At 62.6% G+C, this 24,932-nt stretch carries 25 protein-coding genes and 1 pseudogene; 14 read left to right on the top strand and 12 right to left on the bottom strand.

The genetic code is table 11. The annotated features are described in order from the left end of the window. The first annotated feature begins 166 nt into the window (after positions 1–166). Positions 167–1,387 (top strand): AI-2E family transporter, encoded by a 1,221-nt coding sequence (locus NKI59_RS04710; protein ID WP_352702639.1) that lies wholly within the window; start codon positions 167–169, stop codon positions 1,385–1,387. Here NKI59_RS04710 and NKI59_RS04705 read toward each other — a convergent pair. From NKI59_RS04705 to NKI59_RS04695, 3 genes are all read right to left on the bottom strand, one after another. Then, positions 1,375–2,271, bottom strand: a complete 897-nt coding sequence (locus NKI59_RS04705; protein WP_352702637.1) for a DMT family transporter — start codon at positions 2,269–2,271, stop codon at positions 1,375–1,377. The genes NKI59_RS04710 and NKI59_RS04705 overlap by 13 nt on opposite strands. A gap of 122 nt (positions 2,272–2,393) precedes the next feature. Continuing rightward, entirely contained in the window at positions 2,394–3,158 is a 765-nt protein-coding gene (locus tag NKI59_RS04700) for an arginyltransferase (RefSeq protein ID WP_352621047.1), read from the bottom strand. Positions 3,159–3,296: 138 nt separating this feature from the next. Further along, positions 3,297–3,767, bottom strand: a complete 471-nt coding sequence (locus tag NKI59_RS04695) for an RDD family protein (protein ID WP_023674465.1) — start codon at positions 3,765–3,767, stop codon at positions 3,297–3,299. A 212-nt stretch (positions 3,768–3,979) separates the two neighbouring features. Between NKI59_RS04695 and sthA the strand changes: the two genes are divergently transcribed. From sthA to NKI59_RS04680, 3 genes are all read left to right on the top strand, one after another. Continuing rightward, positions 3,980–5,368: a Si-specific NAD(P)(+) transhydrogenase gene (gene sthA / locus NKI59_RS04690; protein ID WP_352702635.1), complete on the top strand. Its 1,389-nt coding sequence runs from the start codon at positions 3,980–3,982 to the stop codon at positions 5,366–5,368. 26 nt (positions 5,369–5,394) lie between these two features. Then, the gene (locus NKI59_RS04685) at positions 5,395–6,393 is read left to right on the top strand and encodes an MFS transporter (protein WP_352702633.1); all 999 of its coding nucleotides are present in this window, start codon (positions 5,395–5,397) and stop codon (positions 6,391–6,393) included. A 178-nt stretch (positions 6,394–6,571) separates the two neighbouring features. Further along, the gene (locus NKI59_RS04680; protein ID WP_352449283.1) at positions 6,572–6,949 is read left to right on the top strand and encodes a VOC family protein; all 378 of its coding nucleotides are present in this window, start codon (positions 6,572–6,574) and stop codon (positions 6,947–6,949) included. Positions 6,950–6,995: 46 nt separating this feature from the next. Here the strand turns inward: NKI59_RS04680 and NKI59_RS04675 are convergent, their stop codons facing one another. Further along, positions 6,996–7,652 (bottom strand): alpha/beta hydrolase, encoded by a 657-nt coding sequence (locus NKI59_RS04675; protein WP_352449284.1) that lies wholly within the window; start codon positions 7,650–7,652, stop codon positions 6,996–6,998. A 216-nt stretch (positions 7,653–7,868) separates the two neighbouring features. Here NKI59_RS04675 and NKI59_RS04670 point away from each other — a divergent pair, with 216 nt between their 5' ends. Then, the gene (locus NKI59_RS04670) at positions 7,869–9,044 is read left to right on the top strand and encodes an OpgC family protein (protein WP_352702630.1); all 1,176 of its coding nucleotides are present in this window, start codon (positions 7,869–7,871) and stop codon (positions 9,042–9,044) included. A gap of 22 nt (positions 9,045–9,066) precedes the next feature. On the opposite strand, the gene NKI59_RS04665 is transcribed toward NKI59_RS04670, so the two are convergent. Next, on the bottom strand, positions 9,067–10,146 hold the full coding sequence (locus tag NKI59_RS04665; RefSeq protein ID WP_352702627.1) for a LacI family DNA-binding transcriptional regulator: 1,080 nt from the start codon (positions 10,144–10,146) through the stop codon (positions 9,067–9,069). 371 nt (positions 10,147–10,517) lie between these two features. Between NKI59_RS04665 and NKI59_RS04660 the strand changes: the two genes are divergently transcribed. Beyond that, positions 10,518–10,661 (top strand): hypothetical protein, encoded by a 144-nt coding sequence (locus tag NKI59_RS04660; RefSeq protein WP_352702625.1) that lies wholly within the window; start codon positions 10,518–10,520, stop codon positions 10,659–10,661. A 26-nt stretch (positions 10,662–10,687) separates the two neighbouring features. Here NKI59_RS04660 and NKI59_RS04655 read toward each other — a convergent pair whose 3' ends face one another. After that, entirely contained in the window at positions 10,688–11,056 is a 369-nt protein-coding gene (locus NKI59_RS04655; protein WP_352449288.1) for a DUF423 domain-containing protein, read from the bottom strand. Between the two features lie 53 nt (positions 11,057–11,109). Then, positions 11,110–12,369 (bottom strand): multidrug efflux MFS transporter, encoded by a 1,260-nt coding sequence (locus NKI59_RS04650; RefSeq protein WP_352702623.1) that lies wholly within the window; start codon positions 12,367–12,369, stop codon positions 11,110–11,112. 197 nt (positions 12,370–12,566) lie between these two features. Here NKI59_RS04650 and NKI59_RS04645 point away from each other — a divergent pair, with 197 nt between their 5' ends. Then, positions 12,567–13,229 carry a GntR family transcriptional regulator gene (locus tag NKI59_RS04645; RefSeq protein ID WP_352702620.1) on the top strand — a complete coding sequence of 221 codons (663 nt, stop codon included), beginning with the start codon at positions 12,567–12,569 and terminating at the stop codon, positions 13,227–13,229. A 96-nt stretch (positions 13,230–13,325) separates the two neighbouring features. Beyond that, a complete protein-coding gene (locus NKI59_RS04640) occupies positions 13,326–13,583 on the top strand; it encodes a DUF982 domain-containing protein (RefSeq protein WP_023674477.1) in 258 nt (85 codons plus the stop codon). 51 nt (positions 13,584–13,634) lie between these two features. Here NKI59_RS04640 and NKI59_RS04635 read toward each other — a convergent pair whose 3' ends face one another. Together NKI59_RS04635 and NKI59_RS04630 are read right to left on the bottom strand one after the other, a co-directional pair. Continuing rightward, a complete protein-coding gene (locus NKI59_RS04635) occupies positions 13,635–13,793 on the bottom strand; it encodes a hypothetical protein (RefSeq protein ID WP_352449291.1) in 159 nt (52 codons plus the stop codon). A gap of 113 nt (positions 13,794–13,906) precedes the next feature. Further along, the gene (locus NKI59_RS04630; protein ID WP_352449292.1) at positions 13,907–14,950 is read right to left on the bottom strand and encodes an aldo/keto reductase; all 1,044 of its coding nucleotides are present in this window, start codon (positions 14,948–14,950) and stop codon (positions 13,907–13,909) included. A 280-nt stretch (positions 14,951–15,230) separates the two neighbouring features. Between NKI59_RS04630 and ppk2 the strand changes: the two are divergent. After that, positions 15,231–16,150, top strand: a pseudogene (gene ppk2, locus NKI59_RS04625) (polyphosphate kinase 2). A gap of 49 nt (positions 16,151–16,199) precedes the next feature. Here ppk2 and NKI59_RS04620 read toward each other — a convergent pair. From NKI59_RS04620 to NKI59_RS04610, 3 genes are all read right to left on the bottom strand, one after another. After that, complete coding sequence (locus NKI59_RS04620; protein WP_352702618.1) at positions 16,200–16,847, bottom strand: dihydrofolate reductase family protein; 648 nt, start codon at positions 16,845–16,847, stop codon at positions 16,200–16,202. 389 nt (positions 16,848–17,236) lie between these two features. Then, positions 17,237–18,268 (bottom strand): porphobilinogen synthase, encoded by a 1,032-nt coding sequence (gene hemB, locus NKI59_RS04615; protein WP_352449294.1) that lies wholly within the window; start codon positions 18,266–18,268, stop codon positions 17,237–17,239. An 87-nt stretch (positions 18,269–18,355) separates the two neighbouring features. Further along, positions 18,356–19,042 (bottom strand): DUF8605 domain-containing protein, encoded by a 687-nt coding sequence (locus tag NKI59_RS04610; RefSeq protein ID WP_352702730.1) that lies wholly within the window; start codon positions 19,040–19,042, stop codon positions 18,356–18,358. 272 nt (positions 19,043–19,314) lie between these two features. On the opposite strand from NKI59_RS04610, the gene NKI59_RS04605 reads away from it, so the two are divergent. From NKI59_RS04605 to NKI59_RS04585, 5 genes are all read left to right on the top strand, one after another. Then, the gene (locus NKI59_RS04605) at positions 19,315–20,358 is read left to right on the top strand and encodes an enoyl-CoA hydratase/isomerase family protein (RefSeq protein WP_352449296.1); all 1,044 of its coding nucleotides are present in this window, start codon (positions 19,315–19,317) and stop codon (positions 20,356–20,358) included. Next, positions 20,355–20,777: a DUF6163 family protein gene (locus NKI59_RS04600; RefSeq protein ID WP_023674485.1), complete on the top strand. Its 423-nt coding sequence runs from the start codon at positions 20,355–20,357 to the stop codon at positions 20,775–20,777. The genes NKI59_RS04605 and NKI59_RS04600 overlap by 4 nt, the downstream gene beginning before the upstream one ends. A gap of 202 nt (positions 20,778–20,979) precedes the next feature. Further along, a complete protein-coding gene (gene ldtR / locus NKI59_RS04595) occupies positions 20,980–21,495 on the top strand; it encodes a transcriptional regulator LdtR (RefSeq protein WP_023674486.1) in 516 nt (171 codons plus the stop codon). 337 nt (positions 21,496–21,832) lie between these two features. Then, on the top strand, positions 21,833–23,086 hold the full coding sequence (locus tag NKI59_RS04590) for a L,D-transpeptidase family protein (protein ID WP_352702615.1): 1,254 nt from the start codon (positions 21,833–21,835) through the stop codon (positions 23,084–23,086). 107 nt (positions 23,087–23,193) lie between these two features. Beyond that, positions 23,194–24,834, top strand: a complete 1,641-nt coding sequence (locus tag NKI59_RS04585) for a Na+/H+ antiporter (protein ID WP_352702613.1) — start codon at positions 23,194–23,196, stop codon at positions 24,832–24,834. The last annotated feature ends 98 nt before the right edge of the window (positions 24,835–24,932 follow it).

Here is a 24,932-nt window from a genome sequence, read left to right as displayed (position 1 = left end):
AGACAGAGGAGACTGGCGTCTCACGCGCGGCGACCCTCTGGCCTGCCGGCCATCTCCCCCTCAAGGGGGGAGATTAGCAGCGCCACCCAAACATTTGGAATGTCGTCACGATTGCTGCACTATATCAGGGCATAAGCGATACGATGGGCCAGGGAGAGGTAGCCGCTTGAAGGAAGTCAGGATACAGAAGCCGGAGCGGCAGCAGCGCCTGTTTGGCCTGTCGACGCCGCTCAGGGCCGCTGTCATTCCGCCGCTGTCGGCGGCGCGCTGGCTCCTGGTGCTGATCGTTGCCGCCGGCGTTTATTTCTTCCACGGCTTCCTGTTTCCGGTCCTTGCCGCCCTGGTGATCGCCTTCGCCAGCTGGCCGCTCTATCGGCGGCTGCTCGCCGGCGTCGGCGGCAACCGCACGATTGCCGCTACGCTTGCGATCCTGTTCATCCTGACCTTCCTGGTGGTGCCGATTGCGCTTGCCGGCACCTACGCCATCAATGAGGTGCGCGAATGGGTCAGCTGGGCCATCGAGACCAACCGCTACGGTGCGCCGACGCCGCACTGGATCGCCACCATGCCCGTGGTGGGCGAATGGCTCAATGAACAATGGACGGTCAACGTTGGCCATCCCGGCGGTATCGGCGAACTGATCCAGCTGATCAGCGGCGCCAATATCGGCAGCATCTATCGCGGCGTGCTTGCCGCCGGCGGCAGCGCCTTCGGCCTTTTGCTGACGCTGCTGTTCATGATGATCGCGCTGTTCTTCGCCTATCGCGACGGCGAGCATTTCGCCGGACAGGTCGATCGCCTCGGCGAACGCATCCTGCCGGCCAGATGGGAACGGATCTCACGCGTGGTGCCTGCGACGATCTCCTCGACGGTGACCGGCATGACCGTTATCGCCATCGGCGAAGGGCTGGTGCTGGGTATCGCTTACTGGTTGGCCGGCGTGCCGTCGCCGGTGACGCTCGGCGCGCTGACCGGCATCATGGCGCTGATCCCCGGCGGCGCACCGCTGTCCTTCACGCTGGTGTCGATCTATCTCGCCGCCAGCGGCTCGCCGATGGCGGGGCTGGCGCTGTTCATCTGGGGCGCGGTCGAACTCTTCATCGTCGACAAGACATTGCGCCCGAAGCTGGTCGGCGGGCCGATAAAGCTGCCCTTCCTGCCAACCTTTTTCGGCCTGATTGGCGGCGTCAAGACAATGGGCTTTCTCGGCCTGTTCATCGGCCCGGTGCTGATGGCCCTGCTGGTCGCAATCTGGCGCGAATGGCTGCGCGAAGTGGAACTGACCGATGAGCTCGCTGCCGCCGAACCGGCGGAGCACGATGACGCACCTCCGCAGATCGAAATTGTCGCCGGACGCGCCGCCGCGAAAAAGAATCAGGCCGGGTGACTGACGGCGAACGTGGCGCGGCGCTTGCGCCCCTCGTGCAACTGCCAGAGCGAATGGCCGATCAAGGTCATGATGAGGATCGCGCCGCCGATCAGGCTGTTGCGCGACGGTGTTTCGGCGAAGATCATCCACACCCAGACCGGCGCCAGCACGGTTTCAAGCAGGTAGAACATCGCCACCTCCGGCCCGGAGATGTATTTCGGGCCGTTGGCGAGGCAGAAGAACGAGATCGGCATGATGACGGCACCGTTGAAGACGATCCACCATGGCGCGTTGACGTGAAAACCCACCTTGGAAACCATCAGGGCGGCGACGGCCAGCGGCAGGACCACTCCGATCAGCGCCGTGAAACCCATATCCTTGCCGCTGGCGCGCGAGATGGTGATGGCTGCGGCGATCATGAAAGCCGAGCATAGCGCCATCAGGTCGCCGAAGAGATGTCCGGTTCCAACGGAATCGCCGACAATGATCGTCACGCCGACGATCATCAGTGCCAGCGCTGCAAGCGTCAGGGGCCGTGGCCTCTCCTTCAGGAACAGCCATGACAAAAGGGCCGCGAACATGGTTGTGAACGCCAGGATGAAAACGAGGTTTGCTGTCGAGGTATTGTAGACACCGGTGATGAAGGCGATCGAGCCGAGCCCGTAGAGGCCGGCAACGATGAGCCCTGACCAGCCCGGCACAAGCTGCGGTGCCTTTGCGCTCAGCGAGCGCCAGACAGCCCAGATGATAAGCGTGGCGACGAAGGTCGTGCCGGTGCGCAACAGCAGGATCGTCCACGCCTCGCCGTCGGCGAGCCGGATCAGCGGAATGTCGACGGTCAGCGTCAGCCCGCCGATGGCGGTGATCAGAAGGCCTCTCTGGTGGTCGTTGTGGGAAGACATGCGGCAATTCTCGCGTAGGCTTGGAGGCGCAAAATTGACCCGCCCGGTTTTCCAGCCGATCGGCCGGAAGCCCAGCGGCATCCTCCTCGAAACAATTTAAGAGTGAATACCGAAAGCGAAGATCAGCGCAAAACCGCTTCGTGATTGTAGCGTTCCCAGCCTTTCGGGCCGAGATGCTCCTGCGGCTGGAAGCGCATCTTATAATTCATCTTGCGCGAGCCGTTGACCCAGTAACCCAGGTAGACATGGGGCAGGCCCATCGCCCTGGCGCGGGCGATGTGGTCGAGGATCATGAAGGTGCCGAGCGAACGGTCCTCGAAGTCCGGGTTGAAGTAGGAATAGACCATCGACAGGCCATCGGCCATCTTGTCGGTAAGCGCCACGGCGATCAGCTCGCCCTGGCCCTTGCCGGTGATGAAGCTGTCAGGTCCGCGGCGACGGTATTCGATGACCTTGGTGTCGACATGGGTATCCTCGACCATCATGGCGTAGTCGAGCACGGTCATGTCTGACATGCCGCCGCGGCGGTGGCGGGCGTCGAGATAGCTGCGGAACAGCGAATACTGCTCGGTGGAGGGCTCGGCGTCGTGCATGGCGCCGACCAGATCCGAATTATGCTGTATGACCCGTTTCATGTTGCGGCTGGCGGTGAATTCCTGCGCCAGGATGCGCACCGACACACAGGCGCGGCAGGTCTCGCAGGCCGGCCTGTAGGCGATGTTCTGCGACCGCCTGAAACCGCCCTGCGTCAACAGATCGTTCATCTCCGGGGCCTTGTCGCCGACCAGGTGTGTGAACACCTTGCGCTCGAACTGGCCCTCGAGATAGGGACATGGCGAGGGCGCGGTCAGAAAGAACTGCGGCGACTGGGTCGGGTGCTGCGTCATCGAGCCTTGGAAACACTCCTGCGAATCGCTCTACCTTTGGCGCGGACGCCGAAAAATTCAACAGGATTGTGAAAGCCTGGTTGATTGGACGTCTTCACATTTGTGCGCAAAGGCTGCGGCCGCGCTTCAAAAGTCTGCTCAGCGGCCGCTGCGGCTGACGACGGTGCCGAGCAGCAGGTCGTGCAGCGTGCGCTTGCGGTCGGAAAACAGGCTCACCAGCAGGACCAGCGGCGAAAGGATGACATTGCCGGCCCAAAACAGCACCGAATGCACGACGGCGGTCAGCCCGTCGATGCGGCTGCCGTCGAGCCGGTCGAGCCGGATGCCCATCATCTTCATGCCGGTGGTGGCCTGGTCTTTACTGCCGAGCGTGTTCCAGATGTAGAGGATGGCGACGGCCGGCACGAGAATGGAAAACAGCATCCAGCCTAGGCCGAGCGTCAACAGCCCGAACAGGAACACCAGGATCGCGAATGGAATGGTGAGCAGCGCGACGATGAAATAATCGATGACAAAGGCGAGAATGCGCCGCGTGCGCACGCCCTCATAGGCGCGGACATCTTCGAGCCTGCTGGTGATGATTTCGCCGTCGAGAACGCGAGCGTTCATGTCATTTCCTCGTAATCGAACCCGGGTTAATGCACGGGGCCGCTTCTTGCTGAAATGGTGAAGGTTCGCGGCGGAATCAAGATCGAGCCTTTCGCCGCCGTGTAGATGGTGACGGAGTGCCTGGGGCCGTCTGACTTGTTGAATTCACGGCGCGGATAGCGTTAGTTTGCTGCGGCGCAACAAAGCGCGCCGAGCCGAGGGGACGGGGCGACATGGACTACGACATGCTGGTCATCGGCAGCGGCCCATCCGGGCGCCGCGCCGCGGTGCAGTCGGCCAAGCTCGGCAAGTCGGTGCTGGTGGTCGACAGAGGCCGGCGTCTCGGCGGCGTGTCGGTGCATACCGGCACCATACCGTCGAAGACGTTGCGCGAGACGGTGCTCAACCTCTCCGGCTGGCGTGAGCGCGGCTTTTATGGACGCGGCTACCGCGTGAAGCAGGACATTTCGGTCGGCGATCTGGTCGAGCGCCTGCACAAGACGCTCGACCATGAGGTCGAGGTGCTGCAGCACCAGTTCATGCGCAACACGGTCAAGAGTGCGCGCGCCGCGGTAAAATTCCTCGGCCCCAACAAGGTCAGCCTGACCACCGACACTGGCGACTACAGCGAGGCTGGCTTCGCCCATGCGCTGATCGCGGTCGGCACCCGGCCGCACCGGCCGCGCGACGTGCCGTTCGACAAGACACGGATCTTCGACAGCGACGAGATGCTGGAGCTCGACCGGCTACCGCGCACGCTGACGGTGATCGGCGCCGGCGTCATCGGCGTCGAATATGCGACAATCTTTTCGGCGCTCGACGTGCCGGTGACACTGGTCGAGCCGCGCAACACGATGTTGGATTTCGTCGACCGCGAGATCGTCGACGACTTCATCCATCAGATGCGCGACCGCGGCATGACCATCCGATTGGGCAGTGCCGTCAAGGAGATCGCCTCGAAACCCGACTATGCTGAGGTGACGCTGGCCGACGGCCGCACCATACGTTCCGAGATCGTGCTTTATGCTGCAGGGCGTACCGGCAATGTCGGCAGCCTGGGCTTGGAAACGGTCGGCATCGAGTCCGATTCCAGAGGCCGCATCAAGGTCGATCCGCAGACCTTCCAGACCAGCGCGTCCAACATCTATGCCGCCGGCGACGTCATCGGTTTTCCGAGCCTGGCATCGACCTCGATGGAGCAGGGCAGGGTGGCCGCCTGCCATGCCTTCGGCGTGCCCTTGCCGCCGCCGCCCGAAACCTTTCCCTACGGCATCTACGCCGTGCCGGAAATCTCCACGGTCGGGCAATCCGAGGAGCAGGTGCGTGAGAGTGGTGCCGCCTACGAGGTCGGCGTGGCGCGGTTCCGCGAGACATCGCGCGGCCACATCATGGGCGTCAACACCGGCTTCCTGAAGCTTCTGTTCTCGATCGAAACACGCCGTCTGCTCGGCGCCCATATCGTCGGCGAGGGCGCGACCGAACTCATCCACATTGGCCAGGCGGTCATCAATCTCGGCGGCACCGTCGACTTCTTCGTCAACAACACCTTCAACTATCCGACGCTGGCCGAAGCCTACAAGATCGCTCGGCTGGACGCTTGGAACCGCATGGGGCGGGCGTAGACCATGATCCCGAATCGAAGGACCGCGTGGGCATCGGTTTTGCTGCGCGGACCTTCGGGATGGGGGCAGGACACTCAGCAGTGGCGCATTGCAACCGACATGGTAGCCGTTGCGTTTCAGCCAAACGGATTGCCGAACAGGGCAAAGCAATGACTGGGGCAGCGCCAAGGGAAACCTTCGCCTGGATTTCCCGAAACACGGTGCTTCTGGCGCTGGCGAGCCTGTTTGCCGACATTTCGACCGAGATGCTTTATCCGATCCTGCCGATCTTCCTAACCCAGACTCTGCACGCAAGCGGGAGCGTCGTCGGTCTGGTCGACGGAATCGCCCAGGCGACGCAGAACATCGTTCAAGGTTTTTCGGGCTGGCTCTCGGACAGGCTTCAGAAGCGGAAACCGATAGCCCTCATTGGCTATTTTCTGGCCTCTATCGCCAAACCGCTGATCGGCGTGGCCACAGTGTGGCCGATGGTCCTGGGCGCGCGGTTTGTGGATCGGCTCGGTGCAGGTTTCCGGTCCGCTCCGCGCGACGCGCTCCTTGCTTCGTCCGTGGCCGACGAGCACCGAGGCAAAGCATTCGGCCTAGAAGGCATTGGCGACAATCTGGGAGCGTATCTGGGGCCACTGCTCGCGGTGCTGCTTCTCATCGCGCTCAAAGTCGATATCCGCTGGATCTTCTATCTCGCGCTCATTCCCGGTCTCCTCGCCTTCCTCATGGTGGTGTTGGTGCACGAGCAGCCACTGGCCGTAGCCGCAAAGGCCAAGATCGACGTCAATCTGCGGCAGTTTCCCAAAGCCTATTGGACCTATCTCTTGGTGACAGCTCTCTTCGGCATCGGCAATTCGAGCAATGCATTTCTGATTCTGCAAACACAGGATATCGGTGCCTCTTTGGAGGCAACCATTCTTATCTACGCAGGCTTCAATCTCGTTGCGGCGCTGATTTCCTACCCGGCCCACGGTCGGCCTGCTGGAACTCGCGGCAAGCGTTGTCGCCGGACAGCTCTGGGATCGTGTAAGCCATGAGGCGGTGTTCATCTACGGCGCTGTCTTCGCCGTGGTCGGCAGTGCTGGTCTGCTTGCCCTGATTCCCTGGCGAACCGACGGTCATAGTGTGTCGGCGGCGTCGTAGTGCTGCCGGGGCGTTGCCGATGATGAGCAGCCTTTAATAAAACGTTCTACTCAAACTGAAAGGTCCCCGGTCATGACGCCCGTCAGTGTTCGCTATATTGTCGACGATGTCGCCGCTTCCATCGATTTCTACGTGAAGCATCTGGGCTTTGCCATTGAACGGGATGCGCGGCCGGCTTTCTGCTCGGTCACGCGCGGCGATCTGCGGCTTCTGCTGAGCGGGCCGGAGAGCTCGGGCGCACGGGCGATGCCGGATGGCCGCCGGCCGGTGCCGGGAGGGTGGAACCGCATCCTGCTGGTGGTGCCGGATCTGAAGCAAGAGATTGCGCGCCTGAAGGGCGCCGGGCTCGCCTTCCGCAACGATATCATCAACGGCGTCGGCGGCTCGCAGACCCTGCTCGAAGACCCGTCCGGCAATGTGATCGAGCTATTCCAGCCCGCCGCACACTGACATTCGATGGTCGGGTCCGCGTCGTGCGTGCGCTCAATCCGCTCGTTCAGCGGTTGCCTGACCCCGCCAGCCACTGCTTGACGATCTCGGCGTCCGGATCGCCGATTTCATGGCCGGAGGCGACGGTGTGGACCTCGACTTTGGCGCCATGCGAGCTCAGTACAGCGGCCAACACGGGGGCGAAAGGCGCGTAGGTCAGGTCGGCGGCGCCGGCGACGATCAGCGCCCGTGCCTTCGACAGGTCGGCCGGCGGCACCTCGTCGAGCACCGGCATAGGACGCAGCAATGCAGCGCGCTCGATCACGCCCGGATGCAGCAACATGACGCTCGAAACCAGATTGGCGCCGTTCGAATAGCCGAGAAAGGTCGCGTGGCGGAGATCGAGGCTGTGGCGCTTCGCAACGCCGGCGACGAAGGCCGCAAACGCATCTGCCTCCGCGCGGATGCTTGCCTGCTCGAATCGCGTCGGGGTGATTCGCGTGAACCAACGGAACCCGTCCTCCTGAGGGATGCGGCCACGGACCGCAACCAGCGCCGCATGCGGCGCGATTTGCCGACCAAGCGGCAGCAAGGTCGTCTCGTCGACACCCGATCCATGCAACAGGAACAGCCAGTCACCGGGTAAATTGGCGGATCGATGGAGCCGGTAGAAAAAGCCTGAATTCTCCTGCAAAATACCGTCTTCGAGGCTTTGCTCGGCCATAGTCACATCCTTTTGATTCCGCGTTACTTTCGTTAATTTGCCGGCTTCAAAACGGAATATTTTCAAGCTCCGCGAAAGTTGATTGAACCGGGCGCATTTCAGTCCGTTTCTTTGCCGATATAATCCCCGCGGGGGAGATCGAAGCAGTGTGCGCCGGGTGGTCGCCCGAGGGATCGCATGCCGGGCATGAACAACCAGCTTTAAGGCCTTTTATCGATGACCATGCCAGTTTCGCCGGAACGCGATACGCGTATTGATGTGTTCCGGGCTCTCGCCCTCCTGACCATATTCGTCGACCACGTGCCGGGCACCGTGTTCGAAACCCTGACCTACAAGAATTTCGGGTTTTCAGATGCGGCCGAGGCCTTCGTGCTGATCTCCGGCATGTCCGTCGCTCTCGCCTACGGCACTAAGTTCCAGCCGGGAAACCGGCTGATTGCAACGCTGAAAATGTGGCGCCGCGCCGGCGTGCTCTATGTCACCCACATCGTCACGACGATGGTGGTGATGGCCATCTTCTGCGCCGCGGCGGTGTTTGCGAAACGGCCGGATCTTCTGACGCTGATCAACATCGAGCCGCTCGTCAGGAACCCGCCACAAGTCCTGGTCGGCATCGTCACGCTCGGCCATCAGCTCGGTTACAACAACATACTGCCGGTCTATGCGGCGCTGCTGTTGATGGCGCCGGTCTTCCTGCTGTTCATCAGCTACCGGCCACTGGCGGCGCTCGCAGTATCCGCAGCCCTTTGGCTGATTGCCGGAATCTACCAGATCGCGCCGCCGAACTACCCGGAGCCCGGCTTCTGGTTCCTCAATCCGCTGTCATGGCAATTGCTGTTCAATATCGGCATGGCCAGCGTGTTGCATGTGCGGCGCGGCGGCACCATCCCTGTCAATCGCTGGCTGGTCGGCGCGGCCGCCGCCTATGTGCTGACGGCGCTCGTCTGGGTGCACAGCCCGCTGTGGGGGCATGCGTCGTGGCTCGATCTGCCGGTGGTGCTGACCGGTTTCGACAAGACGTTCCTGTCGTTGCCGCGGCTGCTGCACATCCTGGCGATGAGCTATCTGGTCGTCGCCTTGCCCTTCGTCTCGAACCTGTTCCGCACCGGCCGCGACAATCCGCTCGCCATATTGGGCAAACGCTCGCTGCCGGTTTTCATTGCCGGCACGGTGATTGCCATGGCGGCGCAGGTGATGAAGCTGATCAACCCGGGCGGCTTTGCCTATGACAGTCTGCTGCTCGCCGCCGGCATCGCCATGCAGTTCGCGCTCGCCTTCTATCTGGAATGGCTGTCCGCCATCGGCTGGTCCGGCAAGGGCAAGCCGGTCCGCAACGAGGCGCCGCCTGTCCGTCCATCCTTTGGCATCGGTCCCATGGCGGCCAATAGATAAGATTTGGAGCCGATCTGCCCAGTCAGCCTGTACCTGGCGGCGGTCCGGAAGATGCCCTGACGACAAGTTCGACATCGAGCGTTTCTCGCCGCACCGTGCCGTCGAAGTCGAGGATTCTTCGCGCTGCCCGGCGGCCGATCTCGGCGATCGGCTGGGCGATGGTGGTGAGCGGAGGCTCGCAAATTGCGGCTTCAGGCACGCCGTCGAAGCCGACGACGGAAACATCGCGGGGAACCGCGATGCCCCGTGCGTTGAGCCATTCCAATGCGACCATCGCGATCCGGTCCGACATCGCCAGGATGGCGGTCGGCGGTTCCGCCGAGGCGAAGATGGTTTCGAGACCAGCCCTTGTGCTCGCCTTGTCGTTTTCGGTCTCGTAGACCGGCACTTTGGCGGTGTCGACACCAAACCGGGAAAGCTCTTCGAAATAGCCGAGGAGGCGGTCACGGGTCCCGGTATAGGACGCCGTCCGGACCTGCTCGGGCGAGACAAGACCAGTGCTGTCGTCGGCGAAGGCCAGCGACAACACGGCGAAGCGGCGATGTCCAAGTTCCGCCAGATGACGCGCCGCGAGCCGGCCGCCGGCAGCATTGTCGATACTGATCGCCGAGACCGTGTCGTCCTGCGAGCCGAGCTCGAGCGCGACGAAGGGGAGCTTGCGTTCGCGCGTCAGCTCGACGAGGCGCGGACCGCCCTCGATGCAGAACAGGATGAAGCCGTCGACCAGGGCGCTCTGGATATTCCAGGCAAGTTTTTCCTCGTTGCCGGCCGACACGAGGGCTATTCCCGCGCCGGTGGCGTCGCATACCTCCGAGATGCCGGCCATCATCACGCGCGCAAAGGGGTCGTCGAAGAAATAGGACAGCGGCTCGGTTGTGGCGACGCCGATCGCATTGACCTTGCCGGCGCGCAGCAGGCGGCCCTTTGGATCGGGGCCGGCGTAGCCCAGCGCGTCGGCCGCCGCCTTCACCCGCTCGCGGACTTCCTCGCGTACGATTTCGGGACGGCTGAAGACATTGGAGGCAGTGCCGTGTGATACGCCCGCGGCTTTGGCGATGTCCGCCAGCCGGATGGGCCTCCTGCCTTCGGTGAGTGATGCCATTTGTTTGTCTCCGGGACTCCGGTCCAACAGTATCGCCGACTACCTAACACCTTCGTTGGATCGATTCAAATTTTTGCTTGACATTTGTGGTGCGATGCGTATTCTTTGAATCGATCCAAGAGCTTTTTTCGTCCCTAGATTGGATCGATACAAGAGGAGAGCGCCATGCACCCCGTCAATTATCTGTTCGAGGACATTTACCGGAACGACTGGAGCATCCGTTCGAGCGCGGAGGCCCGGAAGCGGCGAGACAGGACCGGTCCGTGGATTCGCGACCTGGGTTTCCTCGTAGGACGCAAGCGGAGCTGATCGGTGGCCTATTTTTGTGCCCGCTGATTGGATCGATTCAAAAAACTAGAGGAGATTAAACCATGCACCCGATCAAGCGTCTGTTCGAAGACATCTATCGCAATTATTGGGGCATATCGCCGGCCACCGAACGGCCGGAGCGGCGGCGTGTGGTCAAGACGGCCAAACGCGACGGCCAAGTCCGGCCCGAACGTCGCCAAGACTGACAGAACCGGCGAACGTGGCTGCCACGTCAAGGGCGCGGCCGCACCAGCGCCGAGGCGGCCATCATCAGCCAGCCGCCGATGAGCAACGTGCCGCCGATCGGCGCCGACATCGGGAACAGCCGCGAGCCAAGGAAGTCGCGGGCCAAAAGATCTCCCGAGAACAGCAGAAGCCCGACGAGGAGGATGAGGCTTCCGGTTCGCAGGATGCTATTGCCACCGAGCAGCCCGACGGTAAGGAAGACCGGCGCATGCAAGAGCAGGAAGGATGCGGCCGTACCGACGAAAGCGCCGCCGAGATGTGCCGCCGCCGCCGAAAGCGCCACGCCGGTTGCGCCGCATAGGCCGCCGGCAAGAACCAGAATGCGGCCGCCTGCCGCGTGTTCATCTGTGCTCATTTCCACGCCTCCGCGATTCCTGGCGACCGCCTGAGATAGTGCCGCGAACCGTGTCAGGATTTGCCGGCTTCCGCCAGCATGTCGCGTTCGCGGCGCGACTGGACCAGCCAGTTATAGGCCGCTCCGCCCGCCATCAGAATGGATGTGCCGAGAAACACCGAGCGCATACCGAAATGGCCGCCGGCGAAGCCGCCGAGCAACGGTCCGGCGACCTGCCCGACATATTGCGCCGAGATCGACAAGCCCAGCACGTTGCCGCCGACCCCGTCGGGCACATTGTGGCGGATGACGCTGGTGATGCAGGGCAAAAGACCGCCAAGCGCCAGGCCCATCAGGAAACGCAGGCCGACGAGTTGCCAGCCCTGGGTAACGAAGGCCTGCGGGATCAGCAGCAGCGCCGAGACGGCGAGTGCGGCAACGATGACGTTCCAGTGGCCGATACGGTCGGCGAGCTTGCCGAGCCGCGACGCCGACAGGATGGCGCCGAGCGCTGCCGCGGACATGACGATGCCGGAGACCAGCGTGACCTGGCTCTGATCTTCGATGAGCTGCTGGACATAGACGGTGATGATCGGCTCGATCGACATGGTGGCGAAACTCAACAGCATGCCGGTCGCGAGCATGGTGACGACGGGGCGCTTGTCGGGAATCTGCGACCAGCCGTCTTTCACTTTTTCTTCCGACGCGGCCTTGGCGGCAACCGGGCGAGGGGCCTCCTTGATCAGCAAGGTGGTTGCCAGAAAAGCCAGGAAAATGACGCCGCCGGCGAGCAGGAATGTGGCGCGGATGCCAATCAGCGGCGGCAGCGCGCCGCCAAGCAGCGGACCGACCAGGGCACCGGCCGTGATGCCGGCCGACAGCACGCCCAGCGCCCAGCCGGAGCGATCCTTCGGCGTCTGCATGGCAACCAGGATGGTCGAGCCCGAAGAATAGCCGCCGGCAAAGCCGATCAGCAGGCGCAAGAGCACCAATTGCCAGACGGTCTGCACCATGCCGGTCAGCGACATACACAGCGCCATGCCGAAACTGGCTCGCACCAGCATCAGTTTGCGGCCGTAGCGGTCGCCTAGCCGCCCCCACAGGGGCGCGACCAGCGCGGCAGCAAGGAAGGTGGCGCCGTAGGCGATACCCGACCACTGCACGATCGCCGCATGGCCCTCGGCGCCCAGCTGCTCGACGTAAAGCGGCAGGAAGGGCAACAGCAGCGTCATCGCTACAAGCGTGCTGAACGAGCCGGCAAAACACACGGCGAGATTGCGGCGCCAGTGGACGTTGTGCGTGCCTTGCATGGCGAGGGCGGCGTCTTGCGGCATGTCATGTCCTGTCCGGCCAGCTTGCATGAAACTTGCTACGGATACCAATTTGGGATACCAAGCTGGTATCTGTCATGAACGCAAGCCCCGTCGCTGTCAATGCGGGTCTCTCAAACATGATCGACAAAGGCCGGCGTGATTGGCCAACGCCGGCCAGTGACCCGATTGCCGGAACAAATGACCTGAACGGAACGCCAATGTCGCAGATGCAGAACGTCGAAAAGCAGCTTCGCGAGATGATCCTCGGGCTCGAGATCGGTCCCGGCGAGCGGCTGACGGAGCGCTGGGTCGAAAGCCGCTTCGGCGCATCGCGCACGCCGGTCAGGGCGGCATTGCTGCGGCTCGAGACTGAAGGCCTGATCTGCCGCGACGGCCGCGGCTGGACGGTCTCGCCCATCAATCTTGCCGAGCTGGAGCAGATCGCCGTCTATCGCGAGGCGGTCGAGGTCGCGGCAGTCAGGCTGACTTGTGCCTTGCAGGACAGGGGTGCCGTCGAAATTATCGAGGCTATGCTCGATTCCTGCGACGACCAAACCCCGCGCGAGGAATGGCATCGTGTCGGCATGGATTTTCATATCGAGCTGGCACGCCTATCAGGCAACGAGTTCCTGTTCAGAGCGGTTCGCGATGCGATGACGCGCCTGTCGCGCGCCCGCTGGCTCGAGGTTCGCGACGAGGCAGCGCTTGGCCGTGCCTGGGCCGAACACCATGCCATTCTGTCGGCGGTGCGGGCCGGCGATGCCGATAGCGCCGCCCGCCTGCTTTCGGCCCATATCATCGGCAGCCGCGACCGGCTGGTGACCTCGCTGCGCAACGACCGGCGCGGCCTGCGCGCCCGGGGATTTGCCGTCGTCGCTTGAGTGAGGATCGGCTGCCATTGATCACGAAAAGAGCAGATGAGCGAAGAATGCTACTTTCGGTCTCGCTTCGGAAATGCCGATGGCGTAAGAGCGGCGATGGAAAACAACCGATTTGACACACCCGTGACCGTCAAGGGCGCGGCGGGAAGCAATCAGCTCTTGCGTACGGCCCGCGAGGCTTCCGACTACCTCCTCAACAATTGGCCCGGCAAGCGCAGCCCCAAGCACCGCGAAGCGTTGCAAGCCTGTCATGATGCGCTGGCCGGCGACAAGCCGGCCATGAACGCAAGACGGGCCTTCATTGCCGCCGCTCGTGAAGTGAACGTCTTCGTTAGCGACAAGGCGCCCGCCTGAGGCATAGCGGGATTTGACCGAGGCCCGGACCGCCTGACAGGCCGGGCGTCATCACTCGGTCGTTTCGGTTTTGGTTTGGGACTCGCTCTCGCCCTCGGGCTTCGATCGCTCCTTGGCTGCGACCTTGGCAGCCTGCTTTTCCGCCTTCTTGGCAGCCTTCTGCCGGTCGCGTTCCTTGCGTTCCTGACCGTAGTTCGGTGCTCGTGCCATATCGTTTCCTTTCATTGTGCTTGGCCTTTGCCTAGGAGCATTGGACCGCAAACACAACACCGCAAGGCACGATCGGGCTCCATATCTCGGCGCAGTCCGGAGAGCCCGGCTTTTCAGGCGCCGTCGCGGTCGAGGACGAGATCGGCCGGCCCGAACCGGTCCTTTGCCGTGAATTGCTGGTGCCAGTAGGGATAGAGCACGGGCGGCCTGCTGACCACGTCGAGCCGTGTGCGCTCCTCATCGGCAAGCACAAGGCTTGCAGCGGCGATATTGTCTTTGAAATGCGCTTCGGTTCGTCCGCCGATCACCAGTGAACTGACAGCGGGCCGGCCGAGTAGCCAGGCAAGCGCCACCTGCGCTGCCGACACACCGTGGTTCTTGCCGATATCGATCAGCACGTCGACGATCCGCCACAGCCGGTCCTCGTCGCGGATCGGCGGTTCCGACCAGCCGCTGAGCTGGCGGGCGGTCGGCTGGTCACGGTGGTATTTGCCGGACAACAACCCGCCGGCAAGCGGGCTCCAGACCAGCACGCCGAGCCCCTGGTCGACCGAGATCGGCAACAATTCGTACTCGGCCTCGCGCGCTTCCAGCGTGTAATGGATCTGCTGGGTGACGAAGCGTGGCTGGTGATGACGGTCGCTGATCCCCAGCCCCTTCATAACTTGCCAGCCGGAATAATTGGAGCAGCCGACATAACGGACCTTGCCCTGCGCGACCAGCGTGTCGAGCGCGGCGATGGTTTCCTCAAGCGGTGTCAGGCCATCCCACTCGTGCAGGAAATAGATGTCGATGACATCGGTCCTGAGGCGCTTCAGGCTCCTCTCGCATTCGCGGATCAGATGGTAGCGCGACAAGCCTTCATCGTTGGGGCCCTTGCCGATCCGCATGCGCGCCTTGGAGGCGATCAGCACGTCGCCCTTGCGCTTGCCGCCGAGCGCCTCGCCGATGATCTCTTCCGACACCCCGTTCGAATAGACGTTGGCGGTGTCGATGACATTGACGCCGGCATCGATGCAAAGGTCGATCATCCGACGCGCCTCGTCGAGGTCGGTCTTGCCAACCGCCGAAAACGCGCCGCCGCCGCCGAATGTCATGGTGCCCATGGTCAGGGTCGAAACCTTCAGCCCGGAACGGCCGAGAGTGCGGTATTCCATGTCGTATCCTCACGATTTATCGGGAAAGGGCGTTGCAAACGACAGCCCCTCAGTGAACCGGGCATTTGTAGGATAATTCGTTCCGCTTGTCGCCCGCCCCGCAGGGCAAGCTCGATCACATCTTGCAGATTGAACGCACAGCCAGCGCAGTAGTGGGTGCAATAAAACCGTCATTGCCGGCCTATACTAACATCGGTCCAGCGCTTCGATTTCCGGCCGCCGGGCCGGGCGGCAGAGCGCCTGACAGCGGCCGGCAAGGCCTGTAAGCGGAGCAGCGCAAATGACCGAGATAAAACAGAATTCCCCGGCCAGGGACTGGCTGGAAGCGGAACTCGCCGACACGCTCGACGAAGATTATGAGCTGGAAATCTCGGAGCCGGCGCTGTCGATGGAGATCGCCAAGATCTACAAGAATGCGCATCCGCCATCGATCGACCGCCTGCAGTATTTTCGCAATCTCATCACGCTGCAATCCGAATTGATCAAGCTACAATCCTGGGTCGCCTATCACAAGAAGAAGCTCGTCGTGGTCTTCGAGGGCCGCGACTCGGCGGGCAAGGGTGGTGTTATCAAGCGCATCACCCAGAGGCTTAATCCGCGCATCTGCCGCGTCGCAGCACTTCCGGCGCCGACCGAGCGCGAGAAGTCGCAATGGTATTTCCAGCGCTACGTTCCGCATCTGCCGGCCGGCGGCGAGATCGTGCTGTTCGACCGCTCTTGGTACAACCGCTCCGGCGTCGAGCGGGTAATGGGCTTTGCCCAGCCGGATCAGGTCGAGGAGTTCTTCCGCGACGTTCCGGATTTCGAACGCATGCTGGTCCGCTCAGGCATTACGCTTGTCAAATACTGGTTTTCGATCACCGACGAGGAGCAGCAGATGCGCTTTTTGATGCGCATCCATGACCCGATGAAGCAATGGAAACTGTCGCCGATGGACCTCCAGTCGCGCGTGCGCTGGGAGCAGTACACCAAGGCCAAGGAAGAAACGTTCGCCCGCACGAATATCCCGGAAGCCCGTGGTTCATCGTCGAGGGCAACGACAAGAAGCGGGCACGGCTGAACTGCATCGACCATCTCCTCAAGCAGATGCCCTATGAGGAGGTGCCGCACGAAGAGATCACACTGCCGGAGCGCGTCTTCAATCCCGAATACGAGCGCCAGGTACTGCCGCGCGAACTGTATGTGCCGGAGAAGTACTGACTAAAGCGGCGAGGAGGGCGGCGCCTCCATGGCGGCGCCCTGCAACAAGCTAGGTGCGCTCGATGATGACATGCGTGGCCTTCGGCGTCGCGACCTGCTCGCTGCAGCGATAGCCGAGCTTGGGCATGTCGATGCCGGCAAAAAGGCTCTCGCCGGCGCCTAGCAGGACCGGTGAGATCGCCAGATGCATTTCGTCGATGAGCTTTTCCTTGAGATATTGCCGGATCGTGGAAACGCCGCCGCCCAGCCGTACATCCTTACCGTCAGCCACTGCCTTCGCCTTCTCCAGCGCTGAGCGGATGCCGCCGGTCACGAAATAGAAGGTCGTGCCGCCCTCCATGACAATGGGATCACGCGCATGGTGCGTGAGCACGAAGACCGGCACATGGTAGGGCGGGTTGTCACCCCACCAGCCTTTCCAGCTGTCATCCGGCCATTCGCCGCGGATCGGCCCAAACATGTTGCGGCCGAGGATCCATGCTCCGACATTTTCGAAGCTGCGTGCCGCGAACGCCTCGTCAGTGTCCGTGGTCCCGCCATCCTTGCCGAGGACCATCTTGCGGAAGGTGCGGGTGCCGAACATCCATTCGTGCAGGGCTTCCCCTCCAACACCCAGCGGGTTCTTCAGGTCTTGGTCGGGACCGGCGCCGAAGCCGTCGATCGACAAGGTGAAAGCGCTGACGCGAAGTTTGGACATGAGAGCCTCCTCGATAACCGATTGTGAGCAAGCAGTTATCGGGGTAGCTTAACTGATTGCATTTTGCAAGCGGTATCTTGAATCGCCGGCGGGGTAATCGCTTCCAAATAATGTTGGAATAACCAATCTCAATGTCGGCGCCGCCCGTCATCCGCCTGCCGGCAGCTTCTTCCTGTATAGTGACGGGGAGAAGGGGCTGGCCGCAACGTCGATGTTTTTGCAACGCTGGAGATTGGTGAAATCTTTTACGAACGCGTCTTTTCTCCCTGCCACTTTACGGGGAGAAAATGCCCGGCAGGGCAGCGTAAACTTGAAGCGATGTCCTGCGGCGTTCCACGTCGCGCTTTGGACGAACGAACACTGCTCGATGTAGACGCTACAAAGGCGCATCACCCCTTGAGCATCGCCGCCACTTCGGGCGCAAAGTAGGTGAGAATCCCGTCGCAGCCGGCGCGCTTGAAGGCGAGCAGCGATTCCAGCATCGCCTTTTCGCCATCGATCCAGCCATTGGCGGCGGCGGCCTTGATCATCGAATATTCGCCCGAGACCTGATAGGCGAAGGTCGGCATCTGCAACTCGTCCTTCAGCCGCCGGATGATGTCGAGATAGGGCAGGCCGGGCTTGACCATCAGCATGTCGGCGCCCTCGGCGAGATCCTGCTCGGCCTCGCGCACCGCTTCGTCGGAATTGGCGTGATCGATATAATAGGTCTTCTTGTCGCCCTTGAGCAGGCCGGCGGTGCCGACCGCCTCACGATAGGGGCCGTAAAAAGCGGATGCGAACTTGGTCGCATAGGACATGATCGCAACATCCTGAAACCCATTGGCGTCGAGCGCATCGCGGATGGCACCGATACGGCCGTCCATCATGTCCGAGGGGGCAATGATGTCGGCCCCCGCCGCCGCCTGGATGACGGCCGCCGCCGTCACTTGCTCCACCGTTTCATCATTGACGATAATGCCTTCGCGCAAGATGCCGTCATGGCCATGCGAGGTGAACGGGTCAAGCGCGGCGTCGGTGATGATGCCGATCTCCGGCACTGCGTGCTTGATGGCGCGGGTGGCACGGTTGATGACGTTTTCCGGATCGAGGATGTGCGAACCGGTCTGATCGCGCAGGCCGAGCTCGACATTGGGGAAAGTGGCGATCGCCGGAATGCCAAGCTTGGCCGCGCGCTCAGCCTCCTTGACGGCGAGGTCGAGCGACAGGCGGAACACGCCGGGCATGGCGGCGATCGGTTCGCGCACTCGTCTGCCGTCGACGACAAAGATCGGCCAAATCAGATCGTCGACCGAGAGCCGGTTCTCCTGGACAAGGCGGCGCGACCAGTCGGCCTTGCGCATGCGCCGCAGCCGCCGGCTGCCGGTGATCTCGTCGACGCTGCGCGCGCCGGCAGGCTTTGCAGGGGTGAATTTGTTCATCGCAAAACCTCCGGATCAGGCGACTTTTATCACGAGCCTCCGCTGCTGACCAATGCGACACGATTGTGCCAGCGGTCCTGTCGGGCGCTATTCTGGTTGGCCATTGCCCGACAGGATCTGCGCAGCACCCCGCATGGCGACGCGGAATGCCTCGTCGAAGCTGACGCCGCGCACTTGCCAATTGTAGCTCTTGCCATTCAAGGCAAGCCGCCAGTCGGCTATCCAGCCCAGTTCCTTGTCGCTCCAGACGATACTGCCGGCGAGCGCCTGGTCGGCTCCGGCCTTCCTGGCAAGCTGGTCCAGCGTCGTGATATCGGCATGGCGCAGGGCCTGGTCGTCAAGCTTCGAGGCCGACAGCAGCGACGCTTCGGGAAACACAATCCGCATGACCAGCGGACCGGTGGCATTGACGAAGGATTCGCGCATCGCCGCCCCGCGCTCATCGTCGGCGGTCAGCGCGAACTGCCTTGTGCCTTGCTCCGCCGCCAGGAAAATTGCCAGGTGTGGCCGCTCGCCAAGCCATGGTTTGCTGCCAAGCGCGGCAAGCACCGGATCGATAACGTCAGGCCTGTACAGACAAGTGAGATCATGCGGCCGGTCATGGGTGCCTTGTTCGTCATGGATTGGAATGCCTTCGAGACGGTCGCGATAGCGGAATTCGGCAACGAAGCTGCCGGCCTTGTCGCGCAGCGCCGCCATCTCAGTTCTCTTCGGCAGCCGCTGATCGCCGGACACACGAACCAGCACCGCATCGAGGCAGGCCTTGAAACCGATCTGCCTGTTGACCTCGCCCTGGCCGGTGACGATGGTCGAGCTCGTCGACGCTTTCGGCCGATACGGGAGGAGTGTTCGCAGCGATCAGGCCGACCACCACAACAGCAAGGCGCGGCAACCAAGGCATGGTTCAACCTTCCGGTTCAAAGCGCCAGCATTAGCACTGGGTGACGCCGACGACCATGCAGCGGATTGGCCGCCGCCATTGACGCGGCCATGCGCCACGCTTTAGCACTTCACTCCCGGCGGGCGCGGGGAGGGATTCTCTGGCGATGGATTTTGGCGGAGGCGACGAGATTCGCTTCGAAAGATTGGGCAGGGCTGGCGTCGTCACGCTGACGCGGCCGCAGGCGCTCAATGCCGTAACCCACCGCATGGTCAAGGCGCTGGACAAGGCGCTGCGCAGTTGGGAGCGCGACGACGGCGTCGACGTTGTCGTCGTCAAGGCCGAGGGCAGGGCATTTTCGGCGGGCGGCGACATCCTCCACATCTACGAAGCCGGCCGCGCAGGAAGGCCTCCGGTCGATTTCTTCGCCGATGAATACCGGCTGAACGCCCGCATCGCCCGATTCAAGAAACCCTATGTCGCGGTGATCGACGGCATCGTCATGGGCGGCGGCGTAGGTATCTCCTTCCATGGTTCGCAGCGAGTGCTGACCGAGAACGCCCAGTTTGCCATGCCCGAGGTCGGCATCGGCTTTTTCCCGGATGTCGGCGCCAGCCATCTGTTGCCGGATCTCAGCGGCAGCTTCGGCATGTATCTGGCGCTGACCGGCAACCGCATCCGCTATGGCGATGCTTTGTGGTCGGGCCTCGCCACCCATACGATCAAGGCGGAGGACCAGGCCGGCTTCCTCGACCGTCTGGCGGAAAGCGGCGACCCGGAATCGGTGCTGCGCGGCTGCTTCGTCCCGGCCAGGCGCGAGACCGACAGGCCGACGCTGGAAGCCATCGCCCGGCATTTCGCGCAGCCGTCGCTGGCCGATATCGTCGCCAGTCTGGAGCGGGCAGCCGCTGCCGACGAGTTCGCGGCAAAGACGCTGGCCACTATCCGCACACGTTCACCGACCAGCCTGCATGTTGCATGGCGCCAGATTAGCGCCGGGCAGACGTTGTCGATGGACGAGTGCATGAAAATGGAGTTCCGTATCCTCAACCGCATGCTTGCCGGGCACGACTTCTATGAAGGTATCCGCGCCGCCATCATCGATAAAGGCTCGACGCCGCAATGGCGGCCGGCAGGCATCGACGACGTCAGCGCCGCCAACGTCGACGCCTATTTCGCACCGCTCGGCGAACGGGAACTGAAGCTGTGAGCGAGGTCGCCTCGAGGCGCGTGGTGCTACAGCCCTCGACGATCGAGGTCATCTTCGCCTGGTTCCAGCGCGTCATCGCTGGCTACTGTCTGCTGTTCGGCATCTTGTACTGGATCCGGCTGATCGGCTTTTACCCCGGCCCGTTGTGGCGCTTCGACCTGATGCCGGTGCACTGGCAGGTGGCGGCGGTGGTGCTGGCGGTGTTTTTTCCGTTCGCTGCCGCCGGCCTGTGGATGCTGGCGTCCTGGGGTCCCGTGATCTGGTTCATCTGCGCGGTGACCGAGTGCGTCATGTATGCTGGCTTCCCCGAGCTGTTCGGCCACCGGCCGCTGATCGTCGCCTCGCACCTTGCCGTGGCGCTGCTCTACATAGTGTTCCGCGTGGTGATCTGGATCCAGAAGCGGCAACCCCGGCGATAGCAATTCCGGCCAGGATCGTTGGCTAAATCTTTAGGTTAATTATCCTTGCTTGGGTGACCGTCCGTTAAGCCTCTTTCGAAACCCCTTACCGGTAAGCTCTTGTTAGCCTTGGCGTTTAAGTCGAATTTTATGAGTATTCGATAGTGTCGCGATCAAGGTGAAGAACAAAAAATCACCGGGCGACAAACGAGAGGCAAAGACAATGATCAATTCGCGTCCGGCGGCGAAGACCGCCAACGTATCCGATGACCGCCGCGAGGCGATCCGTTCGCTGTACATGGAATCGCTGCAGCTGGTCGAGCGGCTGCATCGCCGTCTGCTTGATGTGATCAAGGACGAATTCGACCGTAACGGTCGCTCCGACATCAACGCCATCCAGGCGCTGCTCCTGTTCAACATCGGCAATTCGGAGCTGACCGCCGGCGAACTGCGCTCGCGCGGCTATTATCTCGGCTCGAATGTCTCCTACAATCTGAAGAAGCTGGTCGATCTCGGCTTCATCAACCACCAGCGCTCGCGCATCGACCGCCGTTCGGTGCGGGTTTCGCTCACGCCGAAGGGCAATGAGGTGGCGGAAGTCGTCGCCGGCCTCTACGAGCGCCATGTCGGTTCGATCGAGCAGGTTGGCGGCATCAACACGGAAGAGTTCAAGCAGATGAACCGCGCCCTGCAGCGCCTGGATCGGTTCTGGAACGATACCATCGCCTACCGGATGTAATCGCATCCGCCGCATCTAGATCTGACGCTGGACTACGGAAGTGCTGCCGCGGAGTGGACCAAAGGCCGGTGCCGAAAAGCACCGGTCTTCCCGTTTCGTCAGGCCGGCCGATCCAAATTCGAGCAACAGCCACGTTGCCGCCATATTCCAATGGAACCGAAGATGCGGGTGATGCTGGGGCCAAAGCCGTGCATTTGTCCTGTGCTCAAGTCACTTCCCCTGTGGTTTTACACCGAAGTGATGCGGGCCTGGTTGGCTAATTGTTAAGAAGCCAACTCTAGAGTGCGGGCGAGACCGCCCGGTGAGTTGAATTGTAGCAAGAATGTCTGGAACGTCCATGAGAACCAGCCGCCGTTTCTTCCTTTCAGGAGCCTCCGCGCTCGCAGCCGCAATGGTCGCCGGCCGCGCCAGTGCGCAGGATGTGATCGGGGATATCCTGAAATCCTCGGCGCGCGGCAATTGGGACGACCAATTCGATGCGCGTGCCAGCGAAGGCGGCAAGGTTGCCTCGACGCTGCCGATCTTCAGCCTGCAGACGGTATCCTTCACCGAGCAGGTGATCATGCAGTATCAGAATATCGTCGCGCAAGGCGGCTGGGAGCAGGTTCCAGACACCAAGAAGCTGCAGCTTGGCGTCGAGGATCCCGATGTGGTGCCGCTGCGCAGGCGCTTGATGATATCGGGCGACCTGGCGCAGAGCGCCGGGCTCTCGGAAGCATTCGATTCTTACGTCGACTCGGCGCTCAAGCGCTTCCAGTTGCGTCACGGCTTGCCGGCCGACGGAACCACGGGCAAATATACTTTCGCGGCAATGAACGTGTCGGCGCCGGTTCGGCTTGGTCAGCTGCAGACCAATCTGCAACGGCTGCGTGAGCGGGCCGGCACGCTGGGCAACCGTTATGTATTGGTCGACATCCCGGGCGCCCAGATCGAGGCGGTCGAGAACGACCGCGTCGTGCTGCGCCACACCGCCATTGTCGGCAAGATTGACCGCCAGACGCCGATCGTCGATTCCAAGATCAACGAGATCATCGTCAATCCCTACTGGAACGCGCCGGTCTCGATCGTGCGCAAGGACATCATTCCGCTGATGCGGAAGAACCCCAACTATCTCAAGGACAGCAAGATCCGTCTGTTCGCACCGGATGGCAGCGAGGTCGATCCGCTGACCGTGGACTGGTCGACCGACGACGCCGAGAAATACCGCTTCCGCCAGGATCCGGGCGCCGGCAATGCGATGGCTTCGGTCAAGATCAATTTCCCGAGCCCGGACGGCGTCTACATGCACGACACGCCGCAACAGAGTCTGTTCGGCAAGATGATGCGCTTCGATTCCTCGGGCTGCGTGCGCGTTCAGAACGTGCGCGATCTCGTCACCTGGATCCTGCGCGACACGCCGGGCTGGAACCGCCAGCATTTCGAGTCGGCGATCAAGAGCGGCGAGAACATCCCGGTGCAGGTCAACAATCCGGTGCCGGTCTATTTCCTCTACATCTCGGCCTGGTCGACGGGGCCTGGCGTCGTGCAGTTCCGCGACGACATCTACGGGCTCGATGGAGCCAACGAGCTGCAGATCACCTCTGCGCTCTAAGCGACTGATCTTATTACTGAAAGGCCGCCGCTGAGGGCGGCCTTTTTGTATCCGGCTGGAGGGCGCGCTTTGCGCAAGGTCCGGAAAGCGTCGTTCGGTACAGGGCCATGCAAGTTGCCATCTTCATCTTGGTCGTGCTCGGCTTCGTCGCGGTTTCCGGTGCGCTGGTCCGGCTGGTGCGGGTGCCGTTGCCGGTGCTGCAGATTGCCATAGGAGCCGCACTCGCTTGGCCGGTGCGCGGCATCCATGTCGAGATCGATCCCGAGCTGTTCCTGCTGGTGTTCATCCCGCCGCTTTTGTTCGGCGACGCCGTTGGCGTGCCCAAGCGCGAACTGTTGGCGCTGCGCGGCCCGATCCTTGACCTTGCCATCGGGCTCGTCTTCTTCACCATCGTCGGCTTCGGCTATGCCTTGCATTGGCTGGTGCCGAGCATCCCGCTGGTCGTCGCCTTCGCGCTCGCCGCGGTGCTGTCGCCGACCGACGCGGTAGCCGTCTCCTCGATCGTCGACCGGAACGTGGTGCCGGCGCGGCTGATGCATATTCTGGAAGGCGAGTCGCTGCTCAACGACGCGTCTGGCCTCGTCATGTTCCGCTTTGCCGTGGCAGCAGTGCTGACCGGCAGCTTTTCCTTCGCCGCCGCTTCGCTGACTTTCCTCTACGCCGTTGCTGCCGGCATCCTGGCCGGTGTGGTGGCGGTGTTCGCCGCCGCCAAGGCGCTACAATTGCTTAACCGCATCGGCGGTGTGCCGGCCGAGGCACAGGTGCTGGTGATGATCCTGGTCCCCTTCATTGCCTATCTCGGCGCCGAGCATGCCGGCGCGTCCGGAATCCTGGCCGCCGTCACCGCCGGTGTGCTCACCAGTGGGTCCGGCATATTCCGCTATCTCGGGGTATCGGCGCGCATGCAGACCATATCGCTGTGGACGACGCTGTCCTTCGTCTTCAACGGTGCGCTGTTCATCCTGCTTGGCCTGCTGCTTCCCGACATCATCCGCCATGTGCCGCCCGAGTTGAGCAGCCGGCATTGGCTGATCGAGCCCATCCTGACAGTGCTGATCCTTACCCTATGCCTGATCGGGCTGCGCTTCCTGTGGATCTGGGTTGGTGACATCGCGGCACGCCTTGCCGCGCGATTTGGCAAGCGCAAGGCCGAGACGTTCGGCCTGCGCGTGCGGCTCGCCGGCGCGGTGGCGGGCGTGCGCGGCGCCATCACGCTGGCCGGCATCCTGTCGTTGCCGCTCGCAATGCCGGACGGCTCGCCGTTTCCGGCGCGCGATGTGGTGATCTTCCTCGCCGCGGGCGTCATCATCTGTTCGCTTGTCATCGCCAGCCTTGCCTTGCCGAAGATAGCGCGCGGGCTGGTCGAGCCGGGCGAGCATCCCGGTGCCGCCGAGGAGCGTCGGGCGCGCGTCGGCGCGGCCAATGCGGCGATCGCCCGCATCGAGAGCATCGCCAATGACGGCAGCGATGGCGCGGTGCTCGGCGCCCGGCTCGCCGCGGCCGACAGCATTGTCGCCGGCTACCGGCGCCGCATCGCTGCCTCCGACGAGGCAGACGAAGCACGCGCCGAGGCCCGCGAAGCCGGACGGCTGGACCTTGAATTGAGGTTCGCCGGGATCGAGGCCGAACGCGCGGCCGTGCGCGCCATGTTCCGCAGCCGCGAGATCAACGACCATACGATGCAGGCGCTGTTGACCGAGATCACGCTCACCGAGGCCTTACTAAAGGGTCGGCAGGCGAGGAAATAGCCGGCTCTTCGCCTCGCTGCCGCATTCCGGCCAGCAAATTTCGCGCCTCAAACGTGGCGGGGCGAAAGCAACTGTGTTAATGGCGCGGCAGACCCCCC

This window comes from Mesorhizobium sp. M0598, assembly GCF_040320865.1.
Taxonomy (GTDB): Bacteria; Pseudomonadota; Alphaproteobacteria; order Rhizobiales; family Rhizobiaceae; genus Mesorhizobium.
Note: the sequence above shows the minus strand (reverse complement) of the source record. Positions and strands in the feature narration are given on the sequence as shown.